We start from the raw sequence: 24,712 nt of genomic DNA on the forward strand, positions 1-24,712 counted from the left end.
CCAGCCCGCACCGTCCGACGAGACACGTCCGGACGCGAGGCTCGTGGACAAAATGCAAATCATCCAGTAGTATTATTGTTTTGTGCGCGAGTGGTGCATACCGCCCGGGCATTGCCGCTTTAGCTCAGTTGGTAGAGCGTCTCACTCGTAATGAGAAGGTCGACAGTTCGATTCTGTCAAGCGGCTCTCATCTAATGCTATTGAAATTTTCTTATTTTTGAAGAAAAATCTTTACACAAATTAATCAATATATTATTGATTGGATAGTGGAAATATCATCTTTTACTTTTCTTTACATAATATAATATGAGTTAACTTAAAAATGAATCTGAAGCTTAAAACTTCAGTCTCCTTTAACGGTATTAGGTGGCATCCATGAATGACAAACTGCCAAATTTAAGTGAAGCCCTAAAAATGGAAGCTTCGTGGTTGGCAAAAACTGCATCCCTAACCGGTGATCACAATAATACATTAACTTGGGCCAAAGAAACTCTCCAATCCGTATTAGCATCGTTCAGTATCCAAACTTCTCCACATGGACGCAATAGATTTCGCACCACCAATTCGCATGCAACTTTTGACATCTATCTTTCATCTTCAGCAGGCAGAGACGAAGAGGGGAAAATAAGCTCATGGAACACCTTCAGCGAAAAGCTCCTTTCTGATTCAACAATTAAAATTTACATTCTTAGCGTTGAAGATTCCCTCCACATACCTCAATTCTTTATTTTCAGAGATTCTGAGATGCGAAAAATTCTAACAACAAAAAGGGGCACCCCCGGACTAGATAAAAACGGCGTTCTATGGTTCTATCTAAATCAAGATCCCAACAAACCTGAAATAGTAAAAGACGAACGACAAAATAAAAGGTCAGAGCAGCTTCTACCTCCCTGCTACAACCACTGGGAAAAGGTCATCGATCAAACTTGATTATTAGAGTAACGCAATATCTATATTTATTTTTTTATCTGATACGGTCATAGAAAGATTGGCAATTATGAGCGTTCAAAGTGGAACAAACACAAACCAAGACTCAGAAATACCGGCTGAGGAAACTGGCGAAATCTATAGTTTAAAACCTTGCTATAACCCCGAAGATACGACTAACAATAAAGCACTCGCGGCTCTTAAATCGGTATTAGATGACACTATGAAACCAAACGACGAGCATATCAACCCTCGCCATAATCGCAATATAGCAATTTCAGGTGTTTACGGATCAGGCAAAAGCAGCATTATCTTAGGATTGAGCGAAGACCCCAAATATGAAAACCGAATACGGGTATTATCGATGTCAACTATTGCTACGTATTCAGAGCCTTCCGGCAAGAAAGCGAAAAACAAACATAATAGGCATATCAATGAATTACTGCAAAAAACGATTGTAACTCAATTGATTTATAGTAACGATTCGCATGAGGCACCAAAATCAAGATTTGGTAAATTACATAAGCCAATTTCAAGTCGTCTATGGATTGCTTCATTCTTCACTGGTCTTAGCATATTTCTATTGTTCACACTATTTCTAAGTAAACAGATACAAAAATTGATAACGAATATTGCGAATTCTTCTACACAATGGAACGTCTTAATTTATTTGATCCCCAAGCTTACAAACCCAAAAATAGACCAACAGATACGATCTTTCATATTTGCCTATACTTATTCTTGCTTATCTTTTATTTTTTATGTTTTCGTCTTCGCGATGCTCTGGTGGCTTTCATATGAAATCATTAAAAATTCAACCGTTAAAATTGGATTTTCAAATATCAGCGCTTCCCTCGGGAAAGGAGAGAATAATATAAAACTCGAAAATCGACAACAATATTTCAATATGAATCTAGACGAAATCATTTATTTTTTCGAAACAAATCCGCTGTTAGATATTATCGTTTTTGAAGACCTTGATAGATTTAAAAACACAGAAATATTCGATAGTTTACGTGAACTCAATACGATACTGAACAATGCTCCAACTCTCAAAAACGCAAATAGGCAGGACATACGATTCATCTATGCTGTCCGGGACAGTTTATTCACTGACATCGAAGGAAAACAGCAAACTACTGATTCTACGTTTGCACAGCCAGGAACAGCCAGGACAAAATTCTTTGACGTTATTATTCCTGTCCGGCCCTTCGTCTCAACACTTTCAGCATATGAACAACTAGCATATTTGCTTCATCTTAATATCAATGACATTTCTTCAGAGAACAATCAAGAAGTAACCGAGGAAGATAAGCAACTATTACAAGTGGCAAAAATAGCTGGAAAATACTTATCTGATATGCGACAGCTTAAGGCAATCGTAACAGAATATAATCTTTACAAGAAACCTGCCTCCTTCGAAAATAGCACAGCGAAATCAGAAAAATGCGAAAATGCCAAAATTCTTGCCATGTGTATTTATCACGCTGTGGCCGCAGATGATTTCGAAAAGATAGCTGCCAATAATAGCAATCTAGATAAATTATATCAATTCCGAAATAAAATAGTCGAATCATTCAATCTCCAGAAGGAAGCTTCTTCACGATGAATTCTGATTTCACATTTCAACAGTTGATGACTGAGGCACCTTATAAGGACTACAAAGCTAATCCCGATTCCAATCGAATCGGGTTGAATGGCACCCTTGACGAGAACACAACGACACATGACCAAAATGTAAAAGAAACTTTTTCTGACGCAGTTACAGCGTTCACTGGATCAGACCCTAATTCCCTTGTAATAAGTTCCCTGCTTAAAGATTTTCTTAAAAATGGCTACATAGATGAAGAATATCCTATATATGCATTACATATTAACGATATTAATCCCAAAGCCGCTCTTTTTATTCATCAAATCATTGACACGCAAATTCCGTCCTTACATTTTTCCTTCAGCAGTAGAAATGACGAATCTGGGGAAAAAGCAATCAAGGATTTATACAAGTGGGCTGATATTGATTTTACTCAACCATATTCAATTAATTTTGACTTATTTGACTTTCTAAAGCGTACCAAGAAAGATGGATTGCCAGATGAAGCACAGCAGATGCTCATCACCTCAGCAAATAACTACTCTAAATGGGGACGCAGTTTCTTACCAGAAATATTAAGAAAATACGATGACTCTTTTAGAACCGAAGCAATAAAACTTTTAGCACATAATTCCAGCATTAATCAAGCTAACAGCAACTGGACTTTTGCAATTATTCTTGAAAATCAATTACCCGATGACGAAAAGTACCGAATGGTACAAACAGCCCTTAAGTACCAATCATCGACAATCACTTATAGACATGTCTACAGCCTGGCCCATTTCGTAATCGGCAATACAACAGCGGAAAATGACAACACTTACAAATGGAAGCTTATCAAACTTTACCAATCTCATATCTATCGTCTCGATCCTGATAAAACAGATAAATCACTAGCTTTAAGCGGACTTTTTAGTGTTGATGCTAAAAATCTTTCTATTGCTTTAGAAGCTATATACGACTCAACAAAAAAGTCAGTCAAACATTCTTTGAATTTCTTCCTTAGACTCAAGGATCTAAGCGAATCTCAATATTCAATTTATGACACTTTACTGTGCAGCCTTCCACAATATCTTGCGATTTTGGATTCAACAGAAAACAAAACAGTTACTGCTGATTCTAGAATTAATAATTATGCTCTGGAAGTTACTTCAAGCTATGACAGCAAAAATGGAGAAAAAACACTGTCTCGACTCCCAGAGGAAGACAACACTGCGGAGCTTGTAGAAATTATTAATGACTTATTAAATCACTTACCTCAAAACGTCACACAATTCCTCGCGAATGATGAATTTAATAAAATCCTCAGCCATCACGATAAGAATTTTGATAGGTTATACAGCTTGTCAGGCTTTTTGGAACTTTGGAAAAAACTAAGAAACGCAACGAACAGCAATAAGACAGATGCTAATCTGACTGAATCTTCAACAAACGACGGTAATAATCTTTTAGACTGGCAAACTCTGAGCCTCCTTGGAAGATTCGCTAAAAATAAAGTATTCCAATTTTCATATTCAAATATTGCTGAATATTGCAAATATTTTAATGAGGTTTTCAATGAGCCTACATGTGAATATGAACGTCCAGGTCAAGAAAAAGACAGAGTTACAACTCCGAAAGAACTTTCTAACCAAGAATTGCTGAAAGATCCTATATCCTTGCACTTCCAGCTGTTTAATCAAATGATTAATGAACAAGAAGATAAAGGAAATCAGGATCAAGAGTATTTAGAGGAAATTAAAACAACTCTTGATACGCTTATGGATAAGTTACTTCATATCGATAGAACGAAGTTAAAAACAACAAAGAAAGCCCTATAAACAACATTTTGATGCGCAAATTGGTAACGGAAAAGAATAAGAAAATCTTGTCCAACTTTATCAATTTATATCGATACGAAGATAGATACAGAACAGCAGATTCTGCTTTATATGTTCACGATTTTCATGCCAGAATACTTAATTTTATGGTATATTATTTAAATCAATGGAGAAAATTTAAATTTATGAATACTATTTAACTCAGAATAAAGGAACGCTACTATGGCTATCATGTCAGATAATTACGAGGAAAATCTGCTGCACGACGGATGTGCGCCTATTAACCTTGCACTCCCATCGATCATGGAAGAAGCTTCCTCCAAAGTTGAAAAAGGCATGAAGACGATGCTGCGGAAGCCGCAAAAATTCCGAAAGCAATATGCCAATAATCTGATGTCCGTCATCCATGAACTTCTCGAAGACAGTCCAATTGAAGATTTCACGCTGGACCCACATACTGATCGAATTGATTTATTAAACAAGGAATACGGATTCCATGTAAGACTCAATAAATCCTTCGCTTTTGCAAAAGGGCTTCAACTGGCTCCGGCGGGCCATAATCTTGCACGACAGGAAGCATATACACAAGGTAGGTTGCGCACGCAGGAAGAGCTGGAAGCGATACCGCATATCCTCACTACCGATTTGTTGGCGGACGACACACTGTTCATTACTTGGAACCGTTATGCCGACGGCCATTTTGAAATGGCAGCTTGGAAACCACTAAACGCAGGGAGTTTCACACGCGCACCGAAATCAAGCATGATGTTTCCCATTGGCGTTAGTAGTTCCCTCTTCGGCAAGAGATTCGAGCCAGACAACAGTACTGAAGAACCCATACTGGTTCCCAAGTCAAACCTCATCGAGGAACGCATAATCGAGAAAGATCCTATACAACATGCCGACGCAAAATAATGAGTTCAACCCGCAGAGACTGAAGCTCGCTCTAGAACTAAAAAGGTGGACGCAGAAAAAACTGGCCGCGAAAATGGACATCACATCCACCACCCTGAGCCTCATCATGAATGCGAAACTTCCATTCAGCACTGCCCATGCGGAAACGGCAAGCATGGCTACAGGCTTGCCTCTGAACTTTTTTGTGCTGCCTAGCCAAGCCATATCACCCGACCAACTGACGTTCCGAAAAACGAGCAACGTCAGCCGTACACGTATTAAATCAATGTCAGCTGAATATTCCCTTATGGAAAGCGCCGTGACATCCTTAGGGAAGATGTGCCGTACCGACCGCAGGGCGGATTGGATAGACAATCTCGCGCCAAACACGAGCCCTACTTCGACGGACATTGAAGAACTCGCACAAGCGACTCGAAAGCAACTCGGGATTACGGCAAGAGGTCGTGTCGATAATGTCATTCGCTCTCTTGAAAAAGGCGGAATCGTCATCGCCGCCATGGCCACAGCGCCCAGCGAAGATCCCACGCAAAACGCGAAAATGGAAGGTGTCACCCACCCGCAGTCAACGAACGCTCCGTTAACCATCGGATATTTCCCCGGGGCGCGACCTGGAGACGGCACAAGGTTCACCATCGCACACGAACTCGGTCATGCCATCCTTCAACGCAAACGGCACCCGGTTTCCGGGAAAGTTACCGAAGCTGAGGCATCGGCGTTTGCTTCAGCGTTCCTTCTGCCCAAATATGACGCATTCGCGGCTATTAGACCTTCCATGAAACTTATGGAATATGCCGACGTCAAGGCGCAATGGGGAATCTCCATCGCTGCAGCCGTGCGAAGAGCAAGGGACTTGGACATCATCACGCCCGACCGCTATAAGTCATTGCAAATCCAGATTAATCAGATGCACTGGAGACGGGCAGAACCCGTAACGGTGGAACAAGAGCATCCCATCTATTTGAAGCAGCTTGTTGGCAGCGCCTTGGGAACAATCAAAACCGCCACGGAAGTCTCTGTTGCACCGCCCGCTGTCGAGCAATACCTCGGTCTTCCCTTTGACATGGTTTCCGCGTGGGCGGACGGCCTTACCCCGGAAAAGAACGATTGGAACGACTTCGATTTCCAATAATCACTCCACTTCGCTGTATACGCGATAGGGCAGCCTGATGGGCTCTGTGCTGATTTTGCGCAACTTACGTTGTGCGGTGAGATACGACGGTAGCAACGCAATGCCCTTGTCCTGCTCCACCATGGTGACGATAGTCTCGAGCGAATCGACCTCCATCAGGCGGCGCGAATTGTGAGTCGCCATGTGGTCGCGCAACGAACGCTTGCGGAAGGCGCATTCTTTGTCGTGATTAATCAGAAGCGGCACATCGCCAGGGAAACCTTCTAATCCATCTTTCGCCGCGAGATAAGCGGCTTCCAGCGTCTCGTTACATATCAATCGGTAATTATCAAGTTCACCCATATCCACAAATGCCACTACAGATTTGTACTGGTGTCGCCGCGTCTCGGGCACGATATCGCTTTGGCGCCGTACGACGATGGTGCCGTAACTTTCCGGATGGAAGGACGGCACGTTGGTCATCATGTAATGTAACAGCGTTTCGGTGATCAGCAGGTCTCCCGGCGCCCCCGCCGCCTCGCGTTTCACGTCGTCAAGTTCAGCGGTGATGCGCAGCGACGCACGATAAAGCCGCTTGCCGATCTTCGTGGGCTCCACACCTTTCGCGCTTCGCTCCACCAACGTCGTATGAAACTCGTGCTCAAGCGATTTGAGCCGGGCGCTGATATTCGATTGCGCGTAGCCGAGCGCCTTTGCGGCCTTGTTGAGCGAACCGGTTTCGATAATGGCCTCGAAAATCTCCAGATCGTTGAGATTCATCGCACTCCCCTTGCTTGTACCAGCGATGGCCATAGCACCGTTGTCGCTATGGATCGACTTCCGTCAAATCATCTACGATAATCAACTTATTATATCTGCTGTATTGATATGCTATTAGTAAATAACAAATAAAATACCCAGTAGACACAATGGTTCTGTCTACTCATAATTTACGATAGATATCATATTTAGTGATATCTATATCTATTTCAGATACTATGCAGGACTGGCTCGAAGTCGTATCTTGAAGCTGTTAGAAAACGAAAGATAAGGCAAGGAGCCATTATGACAGTGAAGATTGGTATTAACGGATTCGGCCGCATCGGCCGGCTCACGTTCCGCAGGCTTTTCGAACTCAAAAGCGACGAGGTCGAAGTCGTCGCCATCAACGACCTGACCGACCCGGCCATGCTCGCCTATCTGCTGCAGCACGACAGCATACAAGGGCGCTTCCCGGCGGAAGTCTCCAGCGACGAGACCGGCATCATCGTGGATGGCAAACATTACACCGTCTACGCCGAGCGCGACGCGGCGAACATTCCGTGGGTCGCCAACGACGGGGTCGAGCTCGTGGTGGAATCCACCGGTTTCTACACCAATACCGAAAAGTCCGCGGTGCATTTGCGGGCCGGGGTCAAGAAGGTGCTCGTTTCGGCACCGGCCGGCGACATGCCGACCGTCGTCTATGGAGTCAATCAGGATGTCCTGACCGCCGACGACCGCATCATCTTCCCCGGTTCCTGCACCACGCAGTCCGTCGCACTTCTGGCCAAGCCGATGAACGACCACTACGGCATCCGCGCCGGCTCGATGACCACGATCCACGCCTACACCGCCTCGCAAAGCCTGACCGACGGGCCGAAGGGCAAGAACGCACGAAACAACCGCGCCGCCGCCGAGAACTTCATTCCGCATTCCACCGGCGCCGCGAAAGCCATCGGCCTGGTTGTGCCTGAACTTGACGGAAAGTTGAAGGGCCAAGCCCGCCGCGTGCCGGTTCGTTCCGGCTCGCTTACCGAGCTTTCGCTGGTACTTAAGAAGGCACCGACAGCCGAGGAAATCAACGCGATGTTCCGCGAGGTCACGCGCGACAACGACTCCTTCGGCTACGACGACACCGGTCTGGTCTCCTCCGACATGATCGGGGACACCCACGGCGCGATTTTCGATCCGACCTTGACGGAGGTCATCAATCTGGGTGAAGGCAAGGGCGAACTGGTGAAGGTCAACGCCTGGTACGACAACGAATACGGCTTCACCTGCAACATGGTGCGCACGTTGCTGCACTTCGTGAGGCTGTAAATTCGGGCGCGACATCTAGGTATCAGGATGAATCCGGATGAATTTTGCACAGCATAAATCCAACCTAAAAGTTACATAAAACTCACGTAATCTTTTCCCAAAAAAATAAAAGTAATCGGTGCCATGACTTTACCCGTCATGACACCGATTTTCATATCAAAATCAGATAGATGAAAACGAATCTTTAAAGCTTCAAACGTTATTTTTCAGCTGTTTCGTCATCGCACCACACCTTCTTCGCGCGGTTGAATGCGGACCATGCCTTGGGCCAGCCGACATAGAAGGCGAGATGAGTGATTTCGGCGGCGATCTCTTCCTTGGTGATGCCGTTGGCCTTGCCGATATTGAGGTGCGCGTCCATCTGCTCAGTGGCGCCCATCGCGATGATCGCGGCGACGGTAATCATCGAGCGGTCATGCGCGGAAAGCTCGTCCTCGCGGCTCCACACCTCACCGAAAAGCACATCATCGTTCAAGTGCGCGAACTGCGGCGCGAACTCGCCAAGCTGCTCATGTCCTGCTGTCTGCTTCTTGGCCATAATCGATTCCTTTCACGTATGGTCTATTACGACATCGTCGTCGCCATTAAATCCTAAAGACTTCAAGCACTTGAGGTCAAAACGAAATAGGTCTACCTTCAAGCTCACAGGAAGAGAACAATCATCTAGAAATAAACCAGATTCTGCGGCCCGAATAAAAACTTGTGCGGGTCACCGGCCGAAACCGACGGCCCACACAAACCTTTAATTAATAGAGACCAGAGATGGCACCTTTCAGCTAAACCCAACGAGATAAAGTTCAAGTCCACAAATTTATCTCGATACGAGACGAATTCAACTGATTTTCTGACTGTAACACATGACTGGCTAGGTTGTCGAATTACTCAGAAATGTGGTTTCCCACAGCATCACTTGCTCTCGGCGGCGATGGCCTCGCGCTCGGTGTCGGCATTGGGAAGAAAGAACGACGCGACGAGGCCGATGACGGCGAAGATGACCATGAGGATGAAACCCCAGTTATAGCCGATGGCTTGGGCTGCGGCCTTGCCGGCAGAAGCTTGGGAAGTCGCGGCCAAGGAGATGACGAGCATCGCAAGCGCTGTGCCCAGCGAACCGCCGACCTGACGGACCGTGGACGAAGCGGCGTTTGCGTGCGCGGTGAGATGGGCGGAACTCAGGTTGATGCCGGCGGTAAACGTGGTCATCATCGTGAAGGAGATGCCGACCATGCGCAGCGCGTAGCAGAGGCCGATCACGAACAGGCTTGTTTTCGCGCTGAACCAGAGCATCGGCACCGAGCCGATCAGGAGCATCAGGAAGCCGAAGAGTGAGAGCTTCTTGATACCAAGCTTGTCGTAAAGCGTGCCGGAAATCGGGTTGCAGATCACCATCACGAGCGCGCCCGGCATCATCACCAGGCCGCTGGCCAACGCGGATTCGCCACGTGTGGTCTGCAGGTAGAGCGGCAGTACCAGTTCGATGCCGACCATGGCGATGTTGCTGATGGTGCTTAAGAGGGTGCAGAGGTTGAAGCGGGCATTGCCGAAGACGTGGATGTCGAGCAACGGCTTGGAAAGCTTCAACTGACGGACGCAGAAGAGCGCCATAATGACCACGCCGACTATGAAGAGCACCGCGAGCGTCACCGTGATGCGGCCGGTGTTGCCGACTTCGGAAAGCGCGTAAAGGATGAGGCCGAAGCCGAAGATGGACTCGGCGAAAGAGATGACGTCGGTCGTGCTGTGGTGCGGCGAGGTGAGGTTGCGCACCAGCGGAACGGCAAGAATCGCGGTGATGACGCTGGCGATGGCGAGAATAATAAAGAGCATCTTCCAGCTGGAGACTTTGAGGATGAGGCCGGAAATGGTGGGGCCGACCGCCGGTCCGAAACCGATGACCAGGCCGGTGATACCCATGGCCATGCCACGCTTCTCGGGCGGGAACATCATCAGAATGACGTTCTGGATGAACGGCATGAGCCCGCCGGCCGCGATCGCCTCGATGATGCGGCCCGCGAGCAGCACCCAGAAGTTCGGCGCGAAAATACAGACGATCGAGCCGACGAAGAAGACGGCCATCAAAGTAACGAACGTGGTGCGCAGATTAAAAGACTCGAACACCCACGCGGACATCGGAATCATCAGTCCGACCACCAGCAGATAGGCGGTCGTGAGCCACTGCGCGGTCGCTTGGCTCACGGAAAATGCGTTCATAATCGTCGGCAGCGCGTTGTTCAAGAACGTCTCGGCCATAAGTGCCGTGAACGATCCCAACAGCAGCACCGCCATCATCAGCCCGCGCTGCCTCGAGGTGATCGACGAAGTGAAGCCGCCGCCTTCCTGCCCGGGTTCAGGTTGCGAAGACGCAGTATCTTGCTCCCCGTCCTTCTGTTTTGCCGATTGCTGATCTACCATTGATACCTTCCTTATTTATAGCAAGCTACAGTTTGAATAAAAATAAAACTAACTGGGTGAACGACATCGCGATTATTCAGAGAAGTTCGCGACGATTCTCTTGAGCGCGGCAACCAATTTCTTCTGCTCGGCGCTCCCCAAGCCATCGGTAATCTTCGTGTTGATCTGCCTCATCACCGTGTGAATATCGTCGACATGCGCATCCATCAACCGCCGCCCCTCGGCGGTGAGCTCGAGGAGAATCTGCCGCCGGTCAGTTTGCAGCTGAGAAGTCTTGATAAGCCCCGCGCTCTCAAGCCTCTTGACAATGCCCCGAATCGTAGGATGGCTCAACACGAACCGATCGGCAATCTCGCGCTGGGTGACTGTATGCCCGTGCGCGTCGTGCAGGTACACCATCAATGTAATCTGCGGCCCGGTGAGGCTATATCCCTCGAACATCGAAGCGACACGGTTATTGAGTTCCTTCTCAATCAAAGTATTCGCCACCTTGATCAGAGGCCCCAAACTATCAGCTCCGGTCACGTCGACTTCCGCATCTTTCATATCCATAGCTTGCTACACTAATCGCTTCTCCCGACTTATCCTAAATTTATATGTGTTGCTATTTACAGCGCACTGCGGGAATTGTTCGGCAGAGCAAGCCAACCACTTCCTCGGCAAGTTGTGTAACTAAGAGCACCCATACAATCAACGACTATCAAAGTTTCGGCCGTTTGGTCATTCTCTAGTCGCGCTTTGGCGAACGGGAGAGCGAGAGAAGCGGGTCGGCGAAGGAGATGCAATCATCCACGAACGCCTGGGCGGCAGCAGTGGAATTGTACTGGCTCCACGCAAGATATTGCACCCGCGTAGGCCCGTCGATTACCTGCACCGCGCGTATGCCGGGCGAAGCGGGGACGGAACCCGGCGGCAAAAGGGCGATACCCAAGCCATGCGCGGCCAGCTCAACCATGAGCCCGACTTCCATCGCCTCAAACGCCACGGTGCGGGTGAGGCCGGCCTTGCGGAACGCCAAATCAGTCTGCCTGCGCCCAGGACCACCCGCGGGAAAATCGATGAACGGCTCCCCCGAAAGTTCCGAAAGGTGCAGATTTCTTCTGCCAGCCAGTCGATGGCCAACCGGCAAAACGGCGACAAGCCGCTCGCGCATGAGTTCATGCTTGCGCAACCCATGCAAGTCGGTATCCGCCGACACCCCTAACAGAGCAACGTCCATCGAACCTTTCCTAATCTGTTCGATGAAAGTGTCGGAACCGCCGGATTGCAGGCTAATCCCTACAGCCGGGTGAACCGCATGGAAGCGGCTGAGGACTTCCGGAAAATCAATCGCGGTAGCCGTTGAAATCACGCCAATTGTCAAGGAACCTTCTATGGCTTTCGTAGCGACGGAACGTTTTGCCGCGCTCATTTGCTTGAGGCATTCCTTGGCATGAGGCAGAAACGCTTCACCGGCTTGCGTCAGTTCGACCCTGCGGCTGGTGCGGGCGAACAGTTCGACGCCCAGTTCCTCCTCAAGAGCCCGAATCTGATGGCTGAGCGCCGATTGGCCGACAAGGCAACGCTCGGCCGCACGGGTGAAATTACATTCTTCGGCCACCGCAATGACATACTTCAATTGCTGGAACTGCATAATTAATGAATTTAATTCATAGTTAAGACCGTTTTCAACGCTTGGAATTATCAATTTTTATCATGCATTATTACAGTTATGAGCATATCAAAACCGTCTTCGTCCCAAACCGGCACGCAACCAAGCAACCATCGCAGCCGCCCAAGCAGTGAAATCAAATGGACATTGTTGACGGCGCTATCGCCAATCGTATGGGGCACGACCTACCTGAGTACCACGGCTTTGCTGCCAGCCGGTCACCCGCTGTTTTCGGGCCTGATGCGTTCACTGTCCGCAGGCATCATCGGCCTGATCATCACCCGCCGCCTGCCGCACGGTTCGTGGTGGTGGAAGAGCCTCATCTTGGGTGTGCTCAATATGGCCATGTTCTTCCCGCTGCTTTTCGTCACCGCGCAACACCTGCCCGGCGGCGTCGCCGCAACGTTCACTGCGGCGCAACCAATTCTCATCACTCTCTTGGCCCCACCCTTGCTGCACCAATCGTTCTCAAAACGCGGTTTCGTCTGGGGTCTTGCGGGACTTGCCGGGGTGGCCTGCGTCGTCCTCGGACCGGGAGCCAAACTCGATGTCATCGGCATAATCTCAGGCATACTCGCCAACGCAGGCATGGCAGCCGGCATCACACTCACCAAACGCTGGGGCCAACCCGAAAACACCTCGGCCATGGCAATGACCAGCTGGCAACTGACTTGGGCGGGTATCGTATTGCTCATCCCGGCATTCTGCATTGACGGCGTGCCCTCGGGAATTGGGACCAAAGCCGTCTGCGGATACCTTTGGCTGGGGCTTATCGGAGGATTGGCCACATATACGATTTGGACGGCCGGCATCCGCCGCCTTCCGGTCACTTCCACCGGCATGCTCGGCCTGCTCTCCCCGCTTACCGCCGCGGCGCTCGGTGTGTTGCTCGCCGGAGAAACCCTTACGCCGATTCAGATTCTAGGTTTCATCATCGCTCTTGCGGCCATGCTTTTCGGGCAATCGACAACGCAAAGCAAGAAGGATATCGGCTGATTTTAGCCACTCTTTAGGCACACAAATCGATATTGTTTTCGATTACCGATTACCGGCAACATTTCACGCCGTAGCGGATTGATGATTGCAAGACCTTCTGGCGATTATCAATTCGGCGCTGCCAATAAGTGCAGCGACAACGGAACCTGCAAGAACAGCGGTTTTAGCGATACCAGCGTGAACGGGATCAGCGAACGCCAAATCGGCCATCAGAAAAGCAACGGTAAAACCGATACCGCAGAGTTGGGCCACGCCCAAACGTTCCAGCCGACTGGGAGCGGCGGCCTGCGAATCTTGGTCGGAGGAAGTGGCCAGACCACATAAACGGCAGATTCCCACAACGATGGAAACCCCGACCGGCTTACCCACAACCAACCCGAGGAACACGCCCAGAAAAACGGGACCAACCAACGAGCCGATGCCCATGCCTTGCAGAGAGACACCCATCGCGAAAAACGCGAAAATCGGCAACACCAGCAATGACGAGAAGGGACCGATAAAATTCGACCAACGTTCCGTTCTCGCCCGAACTTCTCCACGAACCGGACGCCCCGGCACCAGCAGCCCCAAGGCAACTCCGGCGATGGTCGGATGAATACCGGCCAAAAGCGCCGCATGCCAAGCCAACAGGGCAATCGGCACGGCCACGATCCATATAACACGACGGCAACGCACCAATCCGAACCACACAGCGAGACAGACGGCAAGTCCCAGCAACGCCCAAACACTGCCGCTATGCGCATAGACCACAGCAATCAAAAGAATGCCAATCACGTCATCGGCCACAGCCAACGTCGTAAGAAACGGCCGAAGCCGTAGCGCACCGGCACCGCCTGCCATGGCAAGCACCGCAACGGAAAAGGCGATATCAGTCGCGGTCGGCACCGTCCAGCCTCGTAAGGTTTGAGGTGAGCCGGCGTTCACCGCCAAATAAAGGAGAGCAGGCGTGGCGACTCCCCCGATTGCCGCCAGAACAGGGACCATCGCATCACGCGCCCGCGAAAGCGAACCCGTAGTCAGTTCGCACTTCAGATCAAGGCCGACCACAAGGAAGAATATCGCCAAAAGCCCGTCGCGAGCCCAATCGCCAACGCTCATCGTCAGCCCAGGCAACGCAATCGGCGGACGATATTCGGAGAGAAAACGATAGATGCCAGCCGACATCGGCAAGTTCGCCAAGACCAGGCCTAGGATTGCAGCAGCCAGCATCAACGCACCGGATTTTCTGCCATCCCGCGCGAAACGCAACAAAGCCTGCCTCAGTCGTTCTGTTCTCTCTAAAATGCCCATCATTCCCATGGTAAATCAACGCAGAGGATTTACGCCAAGAAATAACGTAACTCGTTTTGACTTCAAGTGCTTTAAGTCAATAGAGTGAGGGGCATGAACACTCAGACTTGGCATTCGATCGGCGAGGCATCGCTGTATTGCGGGCTGCCGGAAAGCACGCTGCGTTACTACGAAGACGTCGGCATCATTACGCCGATTGCACGCGACCCGGAAAGCGGCCACCGCGCCTATTCGGACGATGACCTGCAGGCGTTGCTGATTATTTCCTGCCTCTCCGCAACCGGCATGCCATTGGCCAAAATGAAAGAATATATGGCCAATCGCAAGCGCGGAAGCGAAGGCGCACCAACCGAAATCGACCTGCTGCGCGACCAAAAACGACGGCTGAACGAAGAACGGCGATTCCTTATGGCCCGCGAGGAATACGTCAATCTCAAAATCCAGTATTGGCAAGCGGTTTCGGACGGCGACGACGCGCAGGCCACCAGCCTTGGAGCCCGAGCCGAGCAGAAAGTCAAGGAACTCAGCCATTGGCATGATAACCAAGGCGGCAAAACGGAAACAAACACAGATTCGGATCCGCTGAAACTTGCGCAACCGATGTGCCCACATGCCAAAACAGAAAGAGCAGCAGCCTGATTGTGCACAGAAAAGTCGTGAACCAATTCGGAGACGACGAATGCCGATGATTAGCAGCAGTTATCGAAAACGCTTAGTAATTGACGGATAATCTTTGCAGAATCGGTCAAACAATCAGCGACACAACGCGACTGCACCCACTTCTCAATTCAACAATCCATATCCAATACCAACACAAGACGTAATCAAGCGCAAAGCATCGTAAACAATCATCAAGCAACAGAAAGTAGTACATCATGGAACACATCACTTTAGGAGATTCCGGCGTCAAAGTCTCGCCGATGTTCATCGGCGGGATGTCATTCGGCGAACCCGACCCGGAACAACACGTTTGGACCATTGACCAGAAAGGCACGCAGGCCGTCATCGCGCGAGCACTCGAACTCGGCGTCAATGCCATCGACACCGCGAACTGCTACGCACGCAGCACCAGCGAGGAATACATCGGCCAGGCGCTCAAAAACCTCAACGTTCCGCGCGACCAGGTCGTGCTCGCCAGCAAGGTCTATTTCAATGAAGGCCATTCCTCGGCAGCCGCTATCAAGCGCGAAATCGAAGGCAGCCTCAAGCGTCTGCAGACCGACTATCTTGACCTTTACATCCTGCACCGTTTCGACTACACCACCCCGATGGAAGAGACCATGCAAGCGCTCGACGAACTGGTGCGCGCCGGCAAGGTCCGCGCCATCGGCGCCAGTGAAATGTTCGGCTACCAGTACCACAATCTGCAGGTCATCGCCGAAGAGAACGGCTGGACGAAGCTCTCGACGCTGCAATGCCACTACAATCTGATCTATCGCGAAGACGAACGCGAACTCATCCCGGTGGCCCGCCAGTACAACGCGGTTCCCACTCCGTATAGCCCGCTGGCTTCCGGCCATCTCGCGCGCAAGACCTGGGATTCGGACTCCCTGCGCAGCAGAACCGACAAGGTCGAGCACAGCAAATACGACCGCGACCGCACCATCGACCAACCCATCGTCGACCGCGTTGCCGAATTGGCCGAAAAACGCGGCGTGAGCATGTCGCAAATCGCATTGGCTTGGCACTGGGCCCACGGCCCATCCGCCCCGATCGTCGGCTGCAGCTCCCCCAAGCGCGTCGACCAAGCGGTAGCAGCACTCGACGTCAAGCTAAGCGACGAAGAAGTCAACTACCTCGAAGAGCCTTACATCGCCCACGAATTGGTCGGTCCTCTGGCCCGTCCGGGCGAAAAGCCGCTGGCCGGCACCACTGTTCCCCCGGAAACCAAGTAGGTTGAGCCTCAACAACTGAGTTGAGAATGTAGAAGCCTCGTCGCGAACATCTTTATCCGCGGCGAGGCTCTTTTATATTTCAGGGGTTCTTACAGCCCAAGTTCCTTAGCCCAAGCCGCCAGCGTCTCCTCGCTCACGTCCGGCGTGAAGCGACGACCCATCTTCCACGTCGCCTTGGGAGCATAACCATGCAAATGCTCGCCGTTCGCACCCTCCACGCTTGAGCCGGAAGTAGCGAATGTCACGATGGTCTTGCCCGTGAAATCCTGGCTTTCCAGGAACGTGCGCACAATCTGCGGCGCCACGCCGAACCAAAGAGGATAGCCCACGAACACCACGTCGTAAGCGCCAACGTCAACTGGAGCCGCCATCTGAGGGCGGGCATCGGTGGCATGCTCCACGCTCACGCGGCTTTTCTCATCCTCGTAATCGAGATCAGATCCGGCATAAGGCGCCGCCGGCTTGATCTCCTTGAGATCGGCTTTAGTGGCATTTGCCAGTTTTTGCGCCACGGCGCGTGTGTTCCCGGTAATAGAAAAATACGTTACCAAAACTTTGTCAGCCATGAAGTTCCCTTTCTCCGCTAATCATTGACCATCTGTAAATCAATGACGTCAAAGAACAGTCTAAACCGTGCCGGACAAATAATGTAATCAGGGTCACATTTTTCTGTTCCGTGATGAAAAACCGGAATACCGACCAGAATTTGACCATGAATAATGGAATTTATTTTGCCGTTATTCAAAAAGATTTAACGCGATTCACTACAAACTCAGCAGCGGCGCTAAACAACCGAAACATCAGTCGGGAGTGCGCCTAAATCCATTTTCAATTAGCATTCAAACACTACTCAAAAGTGCGAGCAAAGGGACTCGAACCCTCACGACAAAGTCACAGGAACCTAAATCCTGCGCGTCTACCAATTCCGCCATGCTCGCGTAACGAGATTCAATCTATCAGACGTCCCGCACAATCCTGCGGTAAAAGCGTCAAAGCGAGTTACAACGAAACCCGGGACAATGAGGCCAAAAGCTTGATATTGCACACATTTTGACGTACGAAGACGCAGTCTCTATCGCAGTGCCAGACCTCGTCCACAACCCGAACAGCACCGTGCGGCCGTCACAAATCGCGAGCCATCAGGTAGTCGGTCTGTTTGTCATCGCCCTGCCAGAACGCATGTTGGCCAACGCGCACAAAACCCTTACTTGCGTAAAAACGCTTGGCCGGTTCGTTGTGCTCCCACACGCCGAGCCACACCTTCTTAAGCTTGCGTTCGCGCGCCAAATCGAACGCCTTGTTCATCAGCTGAGTACCCAGCCCACAGCCCTTGAACGCCTTTTGAATATAGAGTCGCTGGACCTCCATAGCATCCGGGCCCATATCCTCAATCTGTGCGTCGCCGAAATTCAGCTTGATATAGCCCGCGGGGATTCCTGCAGAAACGGCAGAACTATCAGAATTATTGGAATCATCAGCGTTATCAGAATCAGCGAAACCGGCAGCCTCGCCGCCATTTTGTTTATTCCGCTGTCGCACTCCGTTTCGTGCACCCGCAGGCATCGAAATCACGAAATATACCGAATTCGGATTCGCCAGTTCTTCACGCAGAATCGGCTCGGAATACGTCTCCTCAAGGAATTTTTGCATATCCTCGTCCGAGCTCGTGCCGTCGAAAGTGTCAACGTACGTTTCGACGCTCAACTGATGCAACATCGCCGCATCGTCAATGCCGCACTTGCGGATAGCCCCAGAAACCCGCGAATCGGAATTTGCCGCATTCCCCATCAGATAATCTCCTTGTTTCAGCCTTCTCCATATCCTACGGTTTCTGCGGACTTTTCAGCCCAGCGAATTCAGACAATCTCGGCAAAACCAACAAATACCGTAAAATCATCTCATTAAATGGACCACATAAACAAAAGTCAAAAGACGCACCATCGCAACGTCAAGCATTCCTAATATTGAAATCAGCAACATTTTATAGACATTTCGCGCCGTCAAGGCAGCACCGAAGTCTATGATATGTCAGAGTAGAGCGACCAATCGGCCATATCGCGACGTACGAAAGAGAGAGAATCAAGTCTATGTCAGCACTCATTCAACCGGCTACGCTGCTGCTCATCATTCTGCTGGGATACCTTTTCAAGCGGACCGGCATTTTGGGACCGAAAGACTATCGCGTGGTGCAGGTGCTCGAGTTTGACATCGTCTTGCCAGGGGCGATCATCTATTCGTTCGCCACGAATCCGCATCAGCTCAACCTTCTGCTGCTCTCCTGCTTCTCGTTTTTCGCCGCGCTGATTCCGCCGCTGCTGATTTTCGTGGCCACACGCCACCGCCCCGTCGCCGACCGAGCATTTCTGATGCTCAACGGCAGCGGGTTCAACATCGGCTGCTTCTGCTTCCCAATGGTCCAAGCGTTTCTTGGGCCCGCGGCTTTGGTTCCCGCCGCGATGTTCGACATCGGCAATGACATCATGGTCGCGGCCGGAACGAACGTAATGACGCAGAATCTCCTGCACATCGCCCCCGGCAAAACACTGGCCGAGCAGAACGCCGGTGACGCGCCAACTTTGCCCCGCATCAAGGCGACCGACCGCGATGCACGCCGGTTCCAGCGCCGTGCTTTGATCCGCAACATCGTCAAGGGCTTCGTCACCTCGCCGGCATTCGACACCTACATTCTGATGTTGGTATTGATGCTCTTCAATTTCCACTTCCCCACCTGGATCGCGCAGGTGTCGCAGCCGTTCTCGGCGGCCAACGCGTTCTGTTCGATGGTCATGGTCGGCATGCTGACCGACTTGCCCGGTTCCAAGCGAGACCTTAAATTCGTCGGCGAGGTCATGGCCTGGCGCTTGCCTTGCGGCATTATTTTCGCTTTGCTGGCATGGTACATTCTGCCGTTCAGCCCGCTCGTTCGCGAGACCGCGGCGATGTGCTGCCTCGCACCGACGGCCATTTTCTCCACAATGTTCACCGACAAGGTGCTCGGCAACGCCAAACTCGCGGGCTTCATCCTCTGCCTGACCGCCGTTGTCGGCACGATTCTGATGACCGTTGCCCACTTCATCATTCACATGTAAGTGGTGCCGTCATCGTCGACCGGCAACCAGCGTCCCAAACCAGTGCGAAAAGCACCAAAAGGGGGCCGAAAAAGTGCTTTTCACCGCAGTAAGACCTTAAACCAGTGGGAAAAGCACCAAATCAGGGCCGAAATAGTACTTTTCTCACTGGTTTGCTGTTTCGCGATGGAGAAAAGCACCATTTTCTGGCCGGACGTTCGGCAGCTTATGGATGTCGCTCAGCCGATAAGCGCCTTGATCGCGGGAGCGAGAGCGACGAAAGCCTTGTGCCGGTGGGAAATCGCGTTCTTTTCCTCGGCACTCATTTCGGCACTGGTGAGCTTTTCGCCGTCATCGTTCAACCGGCCAGGTTGGTCGTTGGGCACAAAGATGGAATCGTAGCCGAAACCGTTCTCGCCACGCGGCTCACGAATGACCGTGCCGCGCATCTCGCCAAGCTTAACGGTTTCCTCGGCTTTCGGCGTCGTTCCATCCGGGCGCTCTTCGCCGCAGTGCTTTGGTACCACAAGCGCCGCCGCGCAATTGAAACGCGCATCGCGTTTGCCGTCAGGAATGTCCTCAAGCTGAGCAAGCAGCAAGGCGTTATTGGCCTTGTCGTGGCCGTGAGCACCTGCCCAACGCGCCGAAAGGATGCCGGGAGCCGCGCCAAGTACATCGACGATGAGCCCGCTGTCGTCGGCGAGCGCCGGCAGTCCGGTCCGTTTCGCCACGTCCCGCGCCTTGATCAGTGCGTTCTCTTCAAACGTCACACCGGTTTCAACAGGGTCCGGCAAGTTCATCGAACCGGCGGAAACCAGCTCGACGTGCTGCGCGGCTTCGCCCATCTCTTCCTCGATGATGGTGCGAATTTCCGGCAGCTTGCCTTCGTTATGCGTGGCAACGACGATTTTCATGGCGTTTCCTTCTCACTTTCAAGTTTCTTGATTGCAATAGTAGCGTTTATTACATATGCAGATCATGAATAAAAGGCGTGGTGTCAAAATCATCAAACGACGCCACGCCTTTAAACGGAAAAGCTCTCTAGCCCAACTTCTCCTGAACGAACTTAGTCCTTGGCGAGCGCCTCGTTCTGCGCACGCTGCAACTCCTTGTTGCCCTTTTCGGCCAGCTCAAGCAGCACGTTGAGCTCGTCGCGTGTGAATGGACGATGCTCGGCGGTGCCCTGGATCTCGATGAATTTGCCGGAGCCGGTCATGGCGACGTTCATGTCGGTCATGGCTTGGCTGTCTTCGATATACGGCAGGTCGAGCATCGGGGTGCCGTTGATGATGCCGACGGAAACTGCAGAAATCTGGTCTTTGATGGCTTTTTCGGCTGAACGGATGTGCTTGTGCTTTTCGGCCCAGTGAAGTGCATCGACCAACGCAACGTAAGCGCCAGTCACCGATGCGGTGCGTGTACCACCGTCGGCCTGCAGCACGTCGCAATCCAGCTGCACCTGGTTCTCGCCCAGCGCTTTCATATCGATGACCCCGCGCAGGCAACGGCCGACCAGACGGCTGATCTCCTGCGTGCGTCCGCCGACCTTGCCCTTCACGGATTCGCGCGGGGTTCGCTCTGAAGTGGCACGCGGCAGCATCGCGTATTCCGCGGTGACCCAGCCGAGCCCGGAATCCTTGCGCCAACGCGGCACGCCAGGCGCGAACGTCGCGGTGCACATCACGCGGGTGTTGCCGCATTCGATAAGCACAGAGCCCTCGGGAGCATCGGTAAAATGACGGGTGATCTTGACGGGACGCAGCTCGTCGACGGCACGTCCGTCGGGGCGCACCACGGTATTGCTATCCAATAAATCTTTGATTTCAGCCATACCGCCAACCTACCATCAGCCAGTCACGTCGACCGTAAACTTGGCCACTTGCACGGCAGCAGCGCCATGCCAAGACAATCCAGCTGTAACCTTCAGCGCTTTTGGCATTTTCAGAAGCAGCCAATACCCCTAAATACAAATGCAAACGCACCTAAATGCGACATTTCCCGCAGTCCCCACAGTTTTATGCGGGGAAAAGCGCATTTAAAGTTTTTATTTAGGACTTTTCCCGCACAAATGTGTGTGGAGTGCGGGAAAAGCGCATTTATTCAGTTGCGCACGCTTCCAATCAACGGTTTCTTCGGCAGAACGCGGTCGATGAGGAAGATGACAAGCCCCATGATGGCAAAGGCGACGATGCACATCAGGATATTGAGCCACATCTGGTTCCAGCCGATCTTGTTGACGTCGATGAAGCCGTAGGGGTACGGGTTGCCGCCGGCTTCGGGCCCGGAATGTGGCCAGAGATGGGCGCGGATGAGCACGAACGCCAGATAGAACGGGAAATAGATGAGCCACGTGAGCACATAGTGCCATTTGAAGCGGCGATGTGCGTCGAAAAGGATGAAATCTATCACCGCGAGAATCGGCACGACCCGGTGCAGGATGACGTTGGTCATGATGCCGAATACATACTTCGCGGTCGCGGGATTGGCCGGGGGCAGTAGCGTTGCGGCGACAACGCCGGTAATCAATATATACAGTGTCAGAACGCCTTTGAGCCACGCGGGCGGCTGTTTGCCGTCGATAAGGCAGGCAATGCCGGCCCACAGCATCACCAAGCCCAACAGGAAGTTGGTTTCGTAGGTGAAGTAAACCCAGTAGCTGGTCTCGCCCCAGGCCACGCTCGTCCACGCCAAGCACAGGAAGGCGATGACGATACGGTAGATTCCAACAAAATATTTCATGCGTTCAAGTCTATGGATAGCGCGCGAAAACGATTCGATTCGCTGACATCTCTTCATGAATTCGATGCCGAAATGTCTACTTATAGTCATTATTACTATTAATCGCCGTGTCGGATTAGACTCAAGGTGGAAAGCAACGCGGCCGGGAAATCCGGCGACGCAAATCTCGTGGCTGCGCCGGCAATACCGGCAACGCAAGGGGCACGAAAAACACACCTCAGGGAGGCATGTGATGCTGGATTATTCACCGGCTTTGATGACCGATATGTACGAATACACGATGCTGGACGCAGCGCTCAAGGACGGCACCGCGAACCGCAAGTGCGTTTTCGAAGTGTTCACACGACACCTTCCGCTCGGCCGCCGTTACGGCGTGGTCGCCGGCTCCGGACGCATTCTCGACGCGCTCGAGCGTTTCCACCTGAACGACGACGATTTGAAATTCCTTTCCGACCGCAAGATCGTGAGCACCGAGACCATCAAATGGCTTGAAAACTTCAAGTTCACCGGTTCGATCAAGGGCTATCGCGAAGGCGAGATGTTCTTCCCGGACTCCCCGATTCTCGAAGTCGAGGGTACGTTCGGCGAATGCACGCTGCTGGAAACGCTGCTGCTTTCGATCCTCAATTATGATTCCGCCGTTGCCTCCGCCGCCTCGCGCATGGTCAGCGCCGCCGGCGATCGTCCTTGCATGGACATGGGCGGACGCCGCACCAACGAGTGGGCCGCCGTCGCCGCAGCACGCGCCGCAGTGGTCGGTGGGTTCCAGGGCACCTCGAACCTGCTCGCCGCGCAGCTTTACGGTCTGAAGGCCATCGGCACCTCGGCCCACTGCTTCACCCTCGTCCACGATTCCGAGCGCGACGCTTTCGCCTCGCAGGTAGCCGCGATGAGCCCAAACACCACTCTTCTGGTCGATACCTATGACATCGAGAAGGCCATCAAGACTGCCGTCGAAGTGGCCGGCCCCGACCTCGGCTGCGTACGCATCGATTCCGGCGACCTCGCCGCCCTGGCCCAGCGCGTGCGCAATCAGCTCGACGCCCTCGGCGCCAAAAATACGAAAATCACCGTGACCAACGACCTTGACGAATACGCCCTGGCCGCGCTGCAGTCCGCACCCGTCGATTCCTACGGCGTCGGCACGATGCTGGTCACCGGTTCCGGCGCTCCGACCTGCGCAATGGTCTACAAGCTCACCGAGCGCGAAGGCGACAACGGCGAAATGGTGCCGGTCGCCAAGCACTCCGAGAACAAGGCCACCGTCCCCGGCCGCAAGCTCGCATTCCGCTCCTATGAATACGGTCTGGCCGACGCCGAGCATGTCATCTCCGGTTCCGAAGAAAAGTTGGCCCAGTTCCGGCCCGAAGCCGGCTGGAAAGATCTGATGGTCAACTACATGGACCACGGCAAGGCCGATTCGCAATATCAGGGCCACGACGCCATCACCGCCGCGCACGACTACCACGCCAAGGCTTTGGCCGAGCTGCCCATCACCGCGCAGTCGTTGATGAAAGGCGATCCGTCCATCCCCACGCAAATCGACGTGCTGTAGAAAACAAGACGAACACATAATCGTTGCTAAAGGCTGTATATACCATTCATTCCTTGGTATATACAGCCTTTAGCAACGATGAGCAATCTTGCCGCCACGAAAGCCAGAGTGGGCTTTACTTGCCGGTCATTTCCTCGTAGATACGCTTGCAATCCGGGCAAACCGGATATTGCGAGGGATCGTGCTTCGGCACCCAGATCTTGCCGCACAACGCCACCACGGGCCGCCCGGTAAGCTGGGACTCGCGCATGCGGTCGCGCGAAACATAGTGGGCGAAGCGGTCGGCGTCGCCGTTGTCGCTGCGTTTGGTCTCCTCATCGGTTTCTGGACGTTCCAAAACCGCCGTCCCGGCGCCGGAATCCGGGTCTTGCGAGGGATTCTCAAATCCGGCCGCGTCGCGCCAAACGTCGCGCAGCCCCGCAACATCAAACCTATCGAAAAAGTCAGCCATAACGTCTCCTCGTCCGGCTATCCGGATCCGACCATCCAAATCCGACTATCCGGCCATCCAGCTATACATCACACATCGGAATACTGCATATATCATAACGTCGGCGCTTTACCGCAGGTGACGATTCATCCGTCATTCATCTCTCGGCATCACAACGGATTCATATGTTATCGGTTTCAACGAAAAATCACTCGACAAGAAATTTCAGCGCA

General features: G+C 51.8%; 23 protein-coding genes and 2 tRNA genes. 12 read left to right on the forward strand and 13 right to left on the reverse strand.

The window, feature by feature from the left end; translation table 11 throughout:
* The first annotated feature begins 113 nt into the window (after positions 1-113).
* The 6 genes from OZX62_RS08410 to OZX62_RS08435 all read left to right on the forward strand — a co-directional run bounded on the left by OZX62_RS08410 (position 114) and on the right by OZX62_RS08435 (position 6,382).
* Positions 114-186, forward strand: a tRNA-Thr gene (locus tag OZX62_RS08410).
* 189 nt (positions 187-375) lie between these two features.
* Positions 376-930: a hypothetical protein gene (locus OZX62_RS08415; protein ID WP_277175745.1), complete on the forward strand. Its 555-nt coding sequence runs from the start codon at positions 376-378 to the stop codon at positions 928-930.
* Positions 931-997: 67 nt separating this feature from the next.
* On the forward strand, positions 998-2,536 hold the full coding sequence (locus OZX62_RS08420) for a hypothetical protein (protein WP_277175746.1): 1,539 nt from the start codon (positions 998-1,000) through the stop codon (positions 2,534-2,536).
* Positions 2,533-4,338 (forward strand): hypothetical protein, encoded by a 1,806-nt coding sequence (locus OZX62_RS08425; RefSeq protein WP_277175747.1) that lies wholly within the window; start codon positions 2,533-2,535, stop codon positions 4,336-4,338. Before OZX62_RS08420 ends, OZX62_RS08425 begins: the two co-directional genes overlap by 4 nt.
* A 222-nt stretch (positions 4,339-4,560) precedes the next feature.
* A complete protein-coding gene (locus tag OZX62_RS08430) occupies positions 4,561-5,253 on the forward strand; it encodes a hypothetical protein (RefSeq protein WP_277175748.1) in 693 nt (230 codons plus the stop codon).
* Positions 5,237-6,382, forward strand: a complete 1,146-nt coding sequence (locus OZX62_RS08435) for an XRE family transcriptional regulator (protein WP_277175749.1) — start codon at positions 5,237-5,239, stop codon at positions 6,380-6,382. The genes OZX62_RS08430 and OZX62_RS08435 overlap by 17 nt, the downstream gene beginning before the upstream one ends.
* Here the strand turns inward: OZX62_RS08435 and OZX62_RS08440 are convergent, their stop codons facing one another.
* A complete protein-coding gene (locus OZX62_RS08440) occupies positions 6,383-7,141 on the reverse strand; it encodes a LysR family transcriptional regulator (RefSeq protein WP_277175750.1) in 759 nt (252 codons plus the stop codon).
* Between the two features lie 285 nt (positions 7,142-7,426).
* Here OZX62_RS08440 and gap point away from each other — a divergent pair, with 285 nt between their 5' ends.
* A complete protein-coding gene (gene gap, locus OZX62_RS08445; protein ID WP_277175751.1) occupies positions 7,427-8,443 on the forward strand; it encodes a type I glyceraldehyde-3-phosphate dehydrogenase in 1,017 nt (338 codons plus the stop codon).
* A 199-nt stretch (positions 8,444-8,642) separates the two neighbouring features.
* Here the strand turns inward: gap and OZX62_RS08450 are convergent, their stop codons facing one another.
* From OZX62_RS08450 to OZX62_RS08465, 4 genes are all read right to left on the reverse strand, one after another.
* Positions 8,643-8,981, reverse strand: a complete 339-nt coding sequence (locus OZX62_RS08450; protein WP_277175752.1) for a carboxymuconolactone decarboxylase family protein — start codon at positions 8,979-8,981, stop codon at positions 8,643-8,645.
* 368 nt (positions 8,982-9,349) lie between these two features.
* Entirely contained in the window at positions 9,350-10,855 is a 1,506-nt protein-coding gene (locus OZX62_RS08455) for an MDR family MFS transporter (RefSeq protein ID WP_277175753.1), read from the reverse strand.
* Positions 10,856-10,927: 72 nt separating this feature from the next.
* Positions 10,928-11,407 carry a MarR family winged helix-turn-helix transcriptional regulator gene (locus OZX62_RS08460; protein WP_277175754.1) on the reverse strand — a complete coding sequence of 160 codons (480 nt, stop codon included), beginning with the start codon at positions 11,405-11,407 and terminating at the stop codon, positions 10,928-10,930.
* Positions 11,408-11,582: 175 nt separating this feature from the next.
* Entirely contained in the window at positions 11,583-12,488 is a 906-nt protein-coding gene (locus OZX62_RS08465) for a LysR family transcriptional regulator (protein ID WP_277175755.1), read from the reverse strand.
* Between the two features lie 78 nt (positions 12,489-12,566).
* Here OZX62_RS08465 and OZX62_RS08470 point away from each other — a divergent pair, with 78 nt between their 5' ends.
* A complete protein-coding gene (locus OZX62_RS08470) occupies positions 12,567-13,502 on the forward strand; it encodes an EamA family transporter (RefSeq protein WP_277175756.1) in 936 nt (311 codons plus the stop codon).
* A 63-nt stretch (positions 13,503-13,565) separates the two neighbouring features.
* Here OZX62_RS08470 and nhaA read toward each other — a convergent pair whose 3' ends face one another.
* Positions 13,566-14,750: a Na+/H+ antiporter NhaA gene (nhaA, locus tag OZX62_RS08475; RefSeq protein WP_277175757.1), complete on the reverse strand. Its 1,185-nt coding sequence runs from the start codon at positions 14,748-14,750 to the stop codon at positions 13,566-13,568.
* Positions 14,751-14,885: 135 nt separating this feature from the next.
* On the opposite strand from nhaA, the gene OZX62_RS08480 reads away from it, so the two are divergent.
* Both OZX62_RS08480 and OZX62_RS08485 read left to right on the forward strand, forming a co-directional pair.
* Complete coding sequence (locus OZX62_RS08480; RefSeq protein ID WP_277175758.1) at positions 14,886-15,431, forward strand: MerR family transcriptional regulator; 546 nt, start codon at positions 14,886-14,888, stop codon at positions 15,429-15,431.
* 236 nt (positions 15,432-15,667) lie between these two features.
* The gene (locus OZX62_RS08485) at positions 15,668-16,687 is read left to right on the forward strand and encodes an aldo/keto reductase (protein ID WP_277175759.1); all 1,020 of its coding nucleotides are present in this window, start codon (positions 15,668-15,670) and stop codon (positions 16,685-16,687) included.
* Between the two features lie 89 nt (positions 16,688-16,776).
* On the opposite strand, the gene OZX62_RS08490 is transcribed toward OZX62_RS08485, so the two are convergent.
* The 3 genes from OZX62_RS08490 to OZX62_RS08500 all read right to left on the reverse strand — a co-directional run bounded on the left by OZX62_RS08490 (position 16,777) and on the right by OZX62_RS08500 (position 18,475).
* On the reverse strand, positions 16,777-17,253 hold the full coding sequence (locus OZX62_RS08490) for a flavodoxin (protein WP_277175760.1): 477 nt from the start codon (positions 17,251-17,253) through the stop codon (positions 16,777-16,779).
* A gap of 291 nt (positions 17,254-17,544) precedes the next feature.
* A tRNA-Leu gene (locus OZX62_RS08495) sits at positions 17,545-17,625 on the reverse strand.
* 184 nt (positions 17,626-17,809) lie between these two features.
* Positions 17,810-18,475: a GNAT family N-acetyltransferase gene (locus OZX62_RS08500; RefSeq protein ID WP_277175761.1), complete on the reverse strand. Its 666-nt coding sequence runs from the start codon at positions 18,473-18,475 to the stop codon at positions 17,810-17,812.
* Between the two features lie 299 nt (positions 18,476-18,774).
* On the opposite strand from OZX62_RS08500, the gene OZX62_RS08505 reads away from it, so the two are divergent.
* Positions 18,775-19,776, forward strand: a complete 1,002-nt coding sequence (locus OZX62_RS08505) for an AEC family transporter (protein ID WP_277175762.1) — start codon at positions 18,775-18,777, stop codon at positions 19,774-19,776.
* A gap of 218 nt (positions 19,777-19,994) precedes the next feature.
* Here the strand turns inward: OZX62_RS08505 and rdgB are convergent, their stop codons facing one another.
* From rdgB to OZX62_RS08520, 3 genes are all read right to left on the reverse strand, one after another.
* Positions 19,995-20,669 carry an RdgB/HAM1 family non-canonical purine NTP pyrophosphatase gene (rdgB, locus tag OZX62_RS08510; protein ID WP_277175763.1) on the reverse strand — a complete coding sequence of 225 codons (675 nt, stop codon included), beginning with the start codon at positions 20,667-20,669 and terminating at the stop codon, positions 19,995-19,997.
* A 152-nt stretch (positions 20,670-20,821) separates the two neighbouring features.
* Positions 20,822-21,586 carry a ribonuclease PH gene (gene rph / locus OZX62_RS08515; RefSeq protein WP_277175764.1) on the reverse strand — a complete coding sequence of 255 codons (765 nt, stop codon included), beginning with the start codon at positions 21,584-21,586 and terminating at the stop codon, positions 20,822-20,824.
* A 269-nt stretch (positions 21,587-21,855) separates the two neighbouring features.
* Entirely contained in the window at positions 21,856-22,494 is a 639-nt protein-coding gene (locus OZX62_RS08520) for a Pr6Pr family membrane protein (RefSeq protein WP_277175765.1), read from the reverse strand.
* Between the two features lie 232 nt (positions 22,495-22,726).
* On the opposite strand from OZX62_RS08520, the gene OZX62_RS08525 reads away from it, so the two are divergent.
* A complete protein-coding gene (locus OZX62_RS08525) occupies positions 22,727-24,049 on the forward strand; it encodes a nicotinate phosphoribosyltransferase (RefSeq protein ID WP_277175766.1) in 1,323 nt (440 codons plus the stop codon).
* Positions 24,050-24,164: 115 nt separating this feature from the next.
* Here the strand turns inward: OZX62_RS08525 and OZX62_RS08530 are convergent, their stop codons facing one another.
* Positions 24,165-24,500, reverse strand: a complete 336-nt coding sequence (locus OZX62_RS08530) for a DUF3039 domain-containing protein (RefSeq protein WP_277175767.1) — start codon at positions 24,498-24,500, stop codon at positions 24,165-24,167.
* Positions 24,501-24,712 lie beyond the last annotated feature (212 nt).

The sequence above is a fragment of the Bifidobacterium sp. ESL0690 genome, from assembly GCF_029392315.1.
Classification (GTDB): Bacteria; Actinomycetota; Actinomycetes; order Actinomycetales; family Bifidobacteriaceae; genus Bifidobacterium.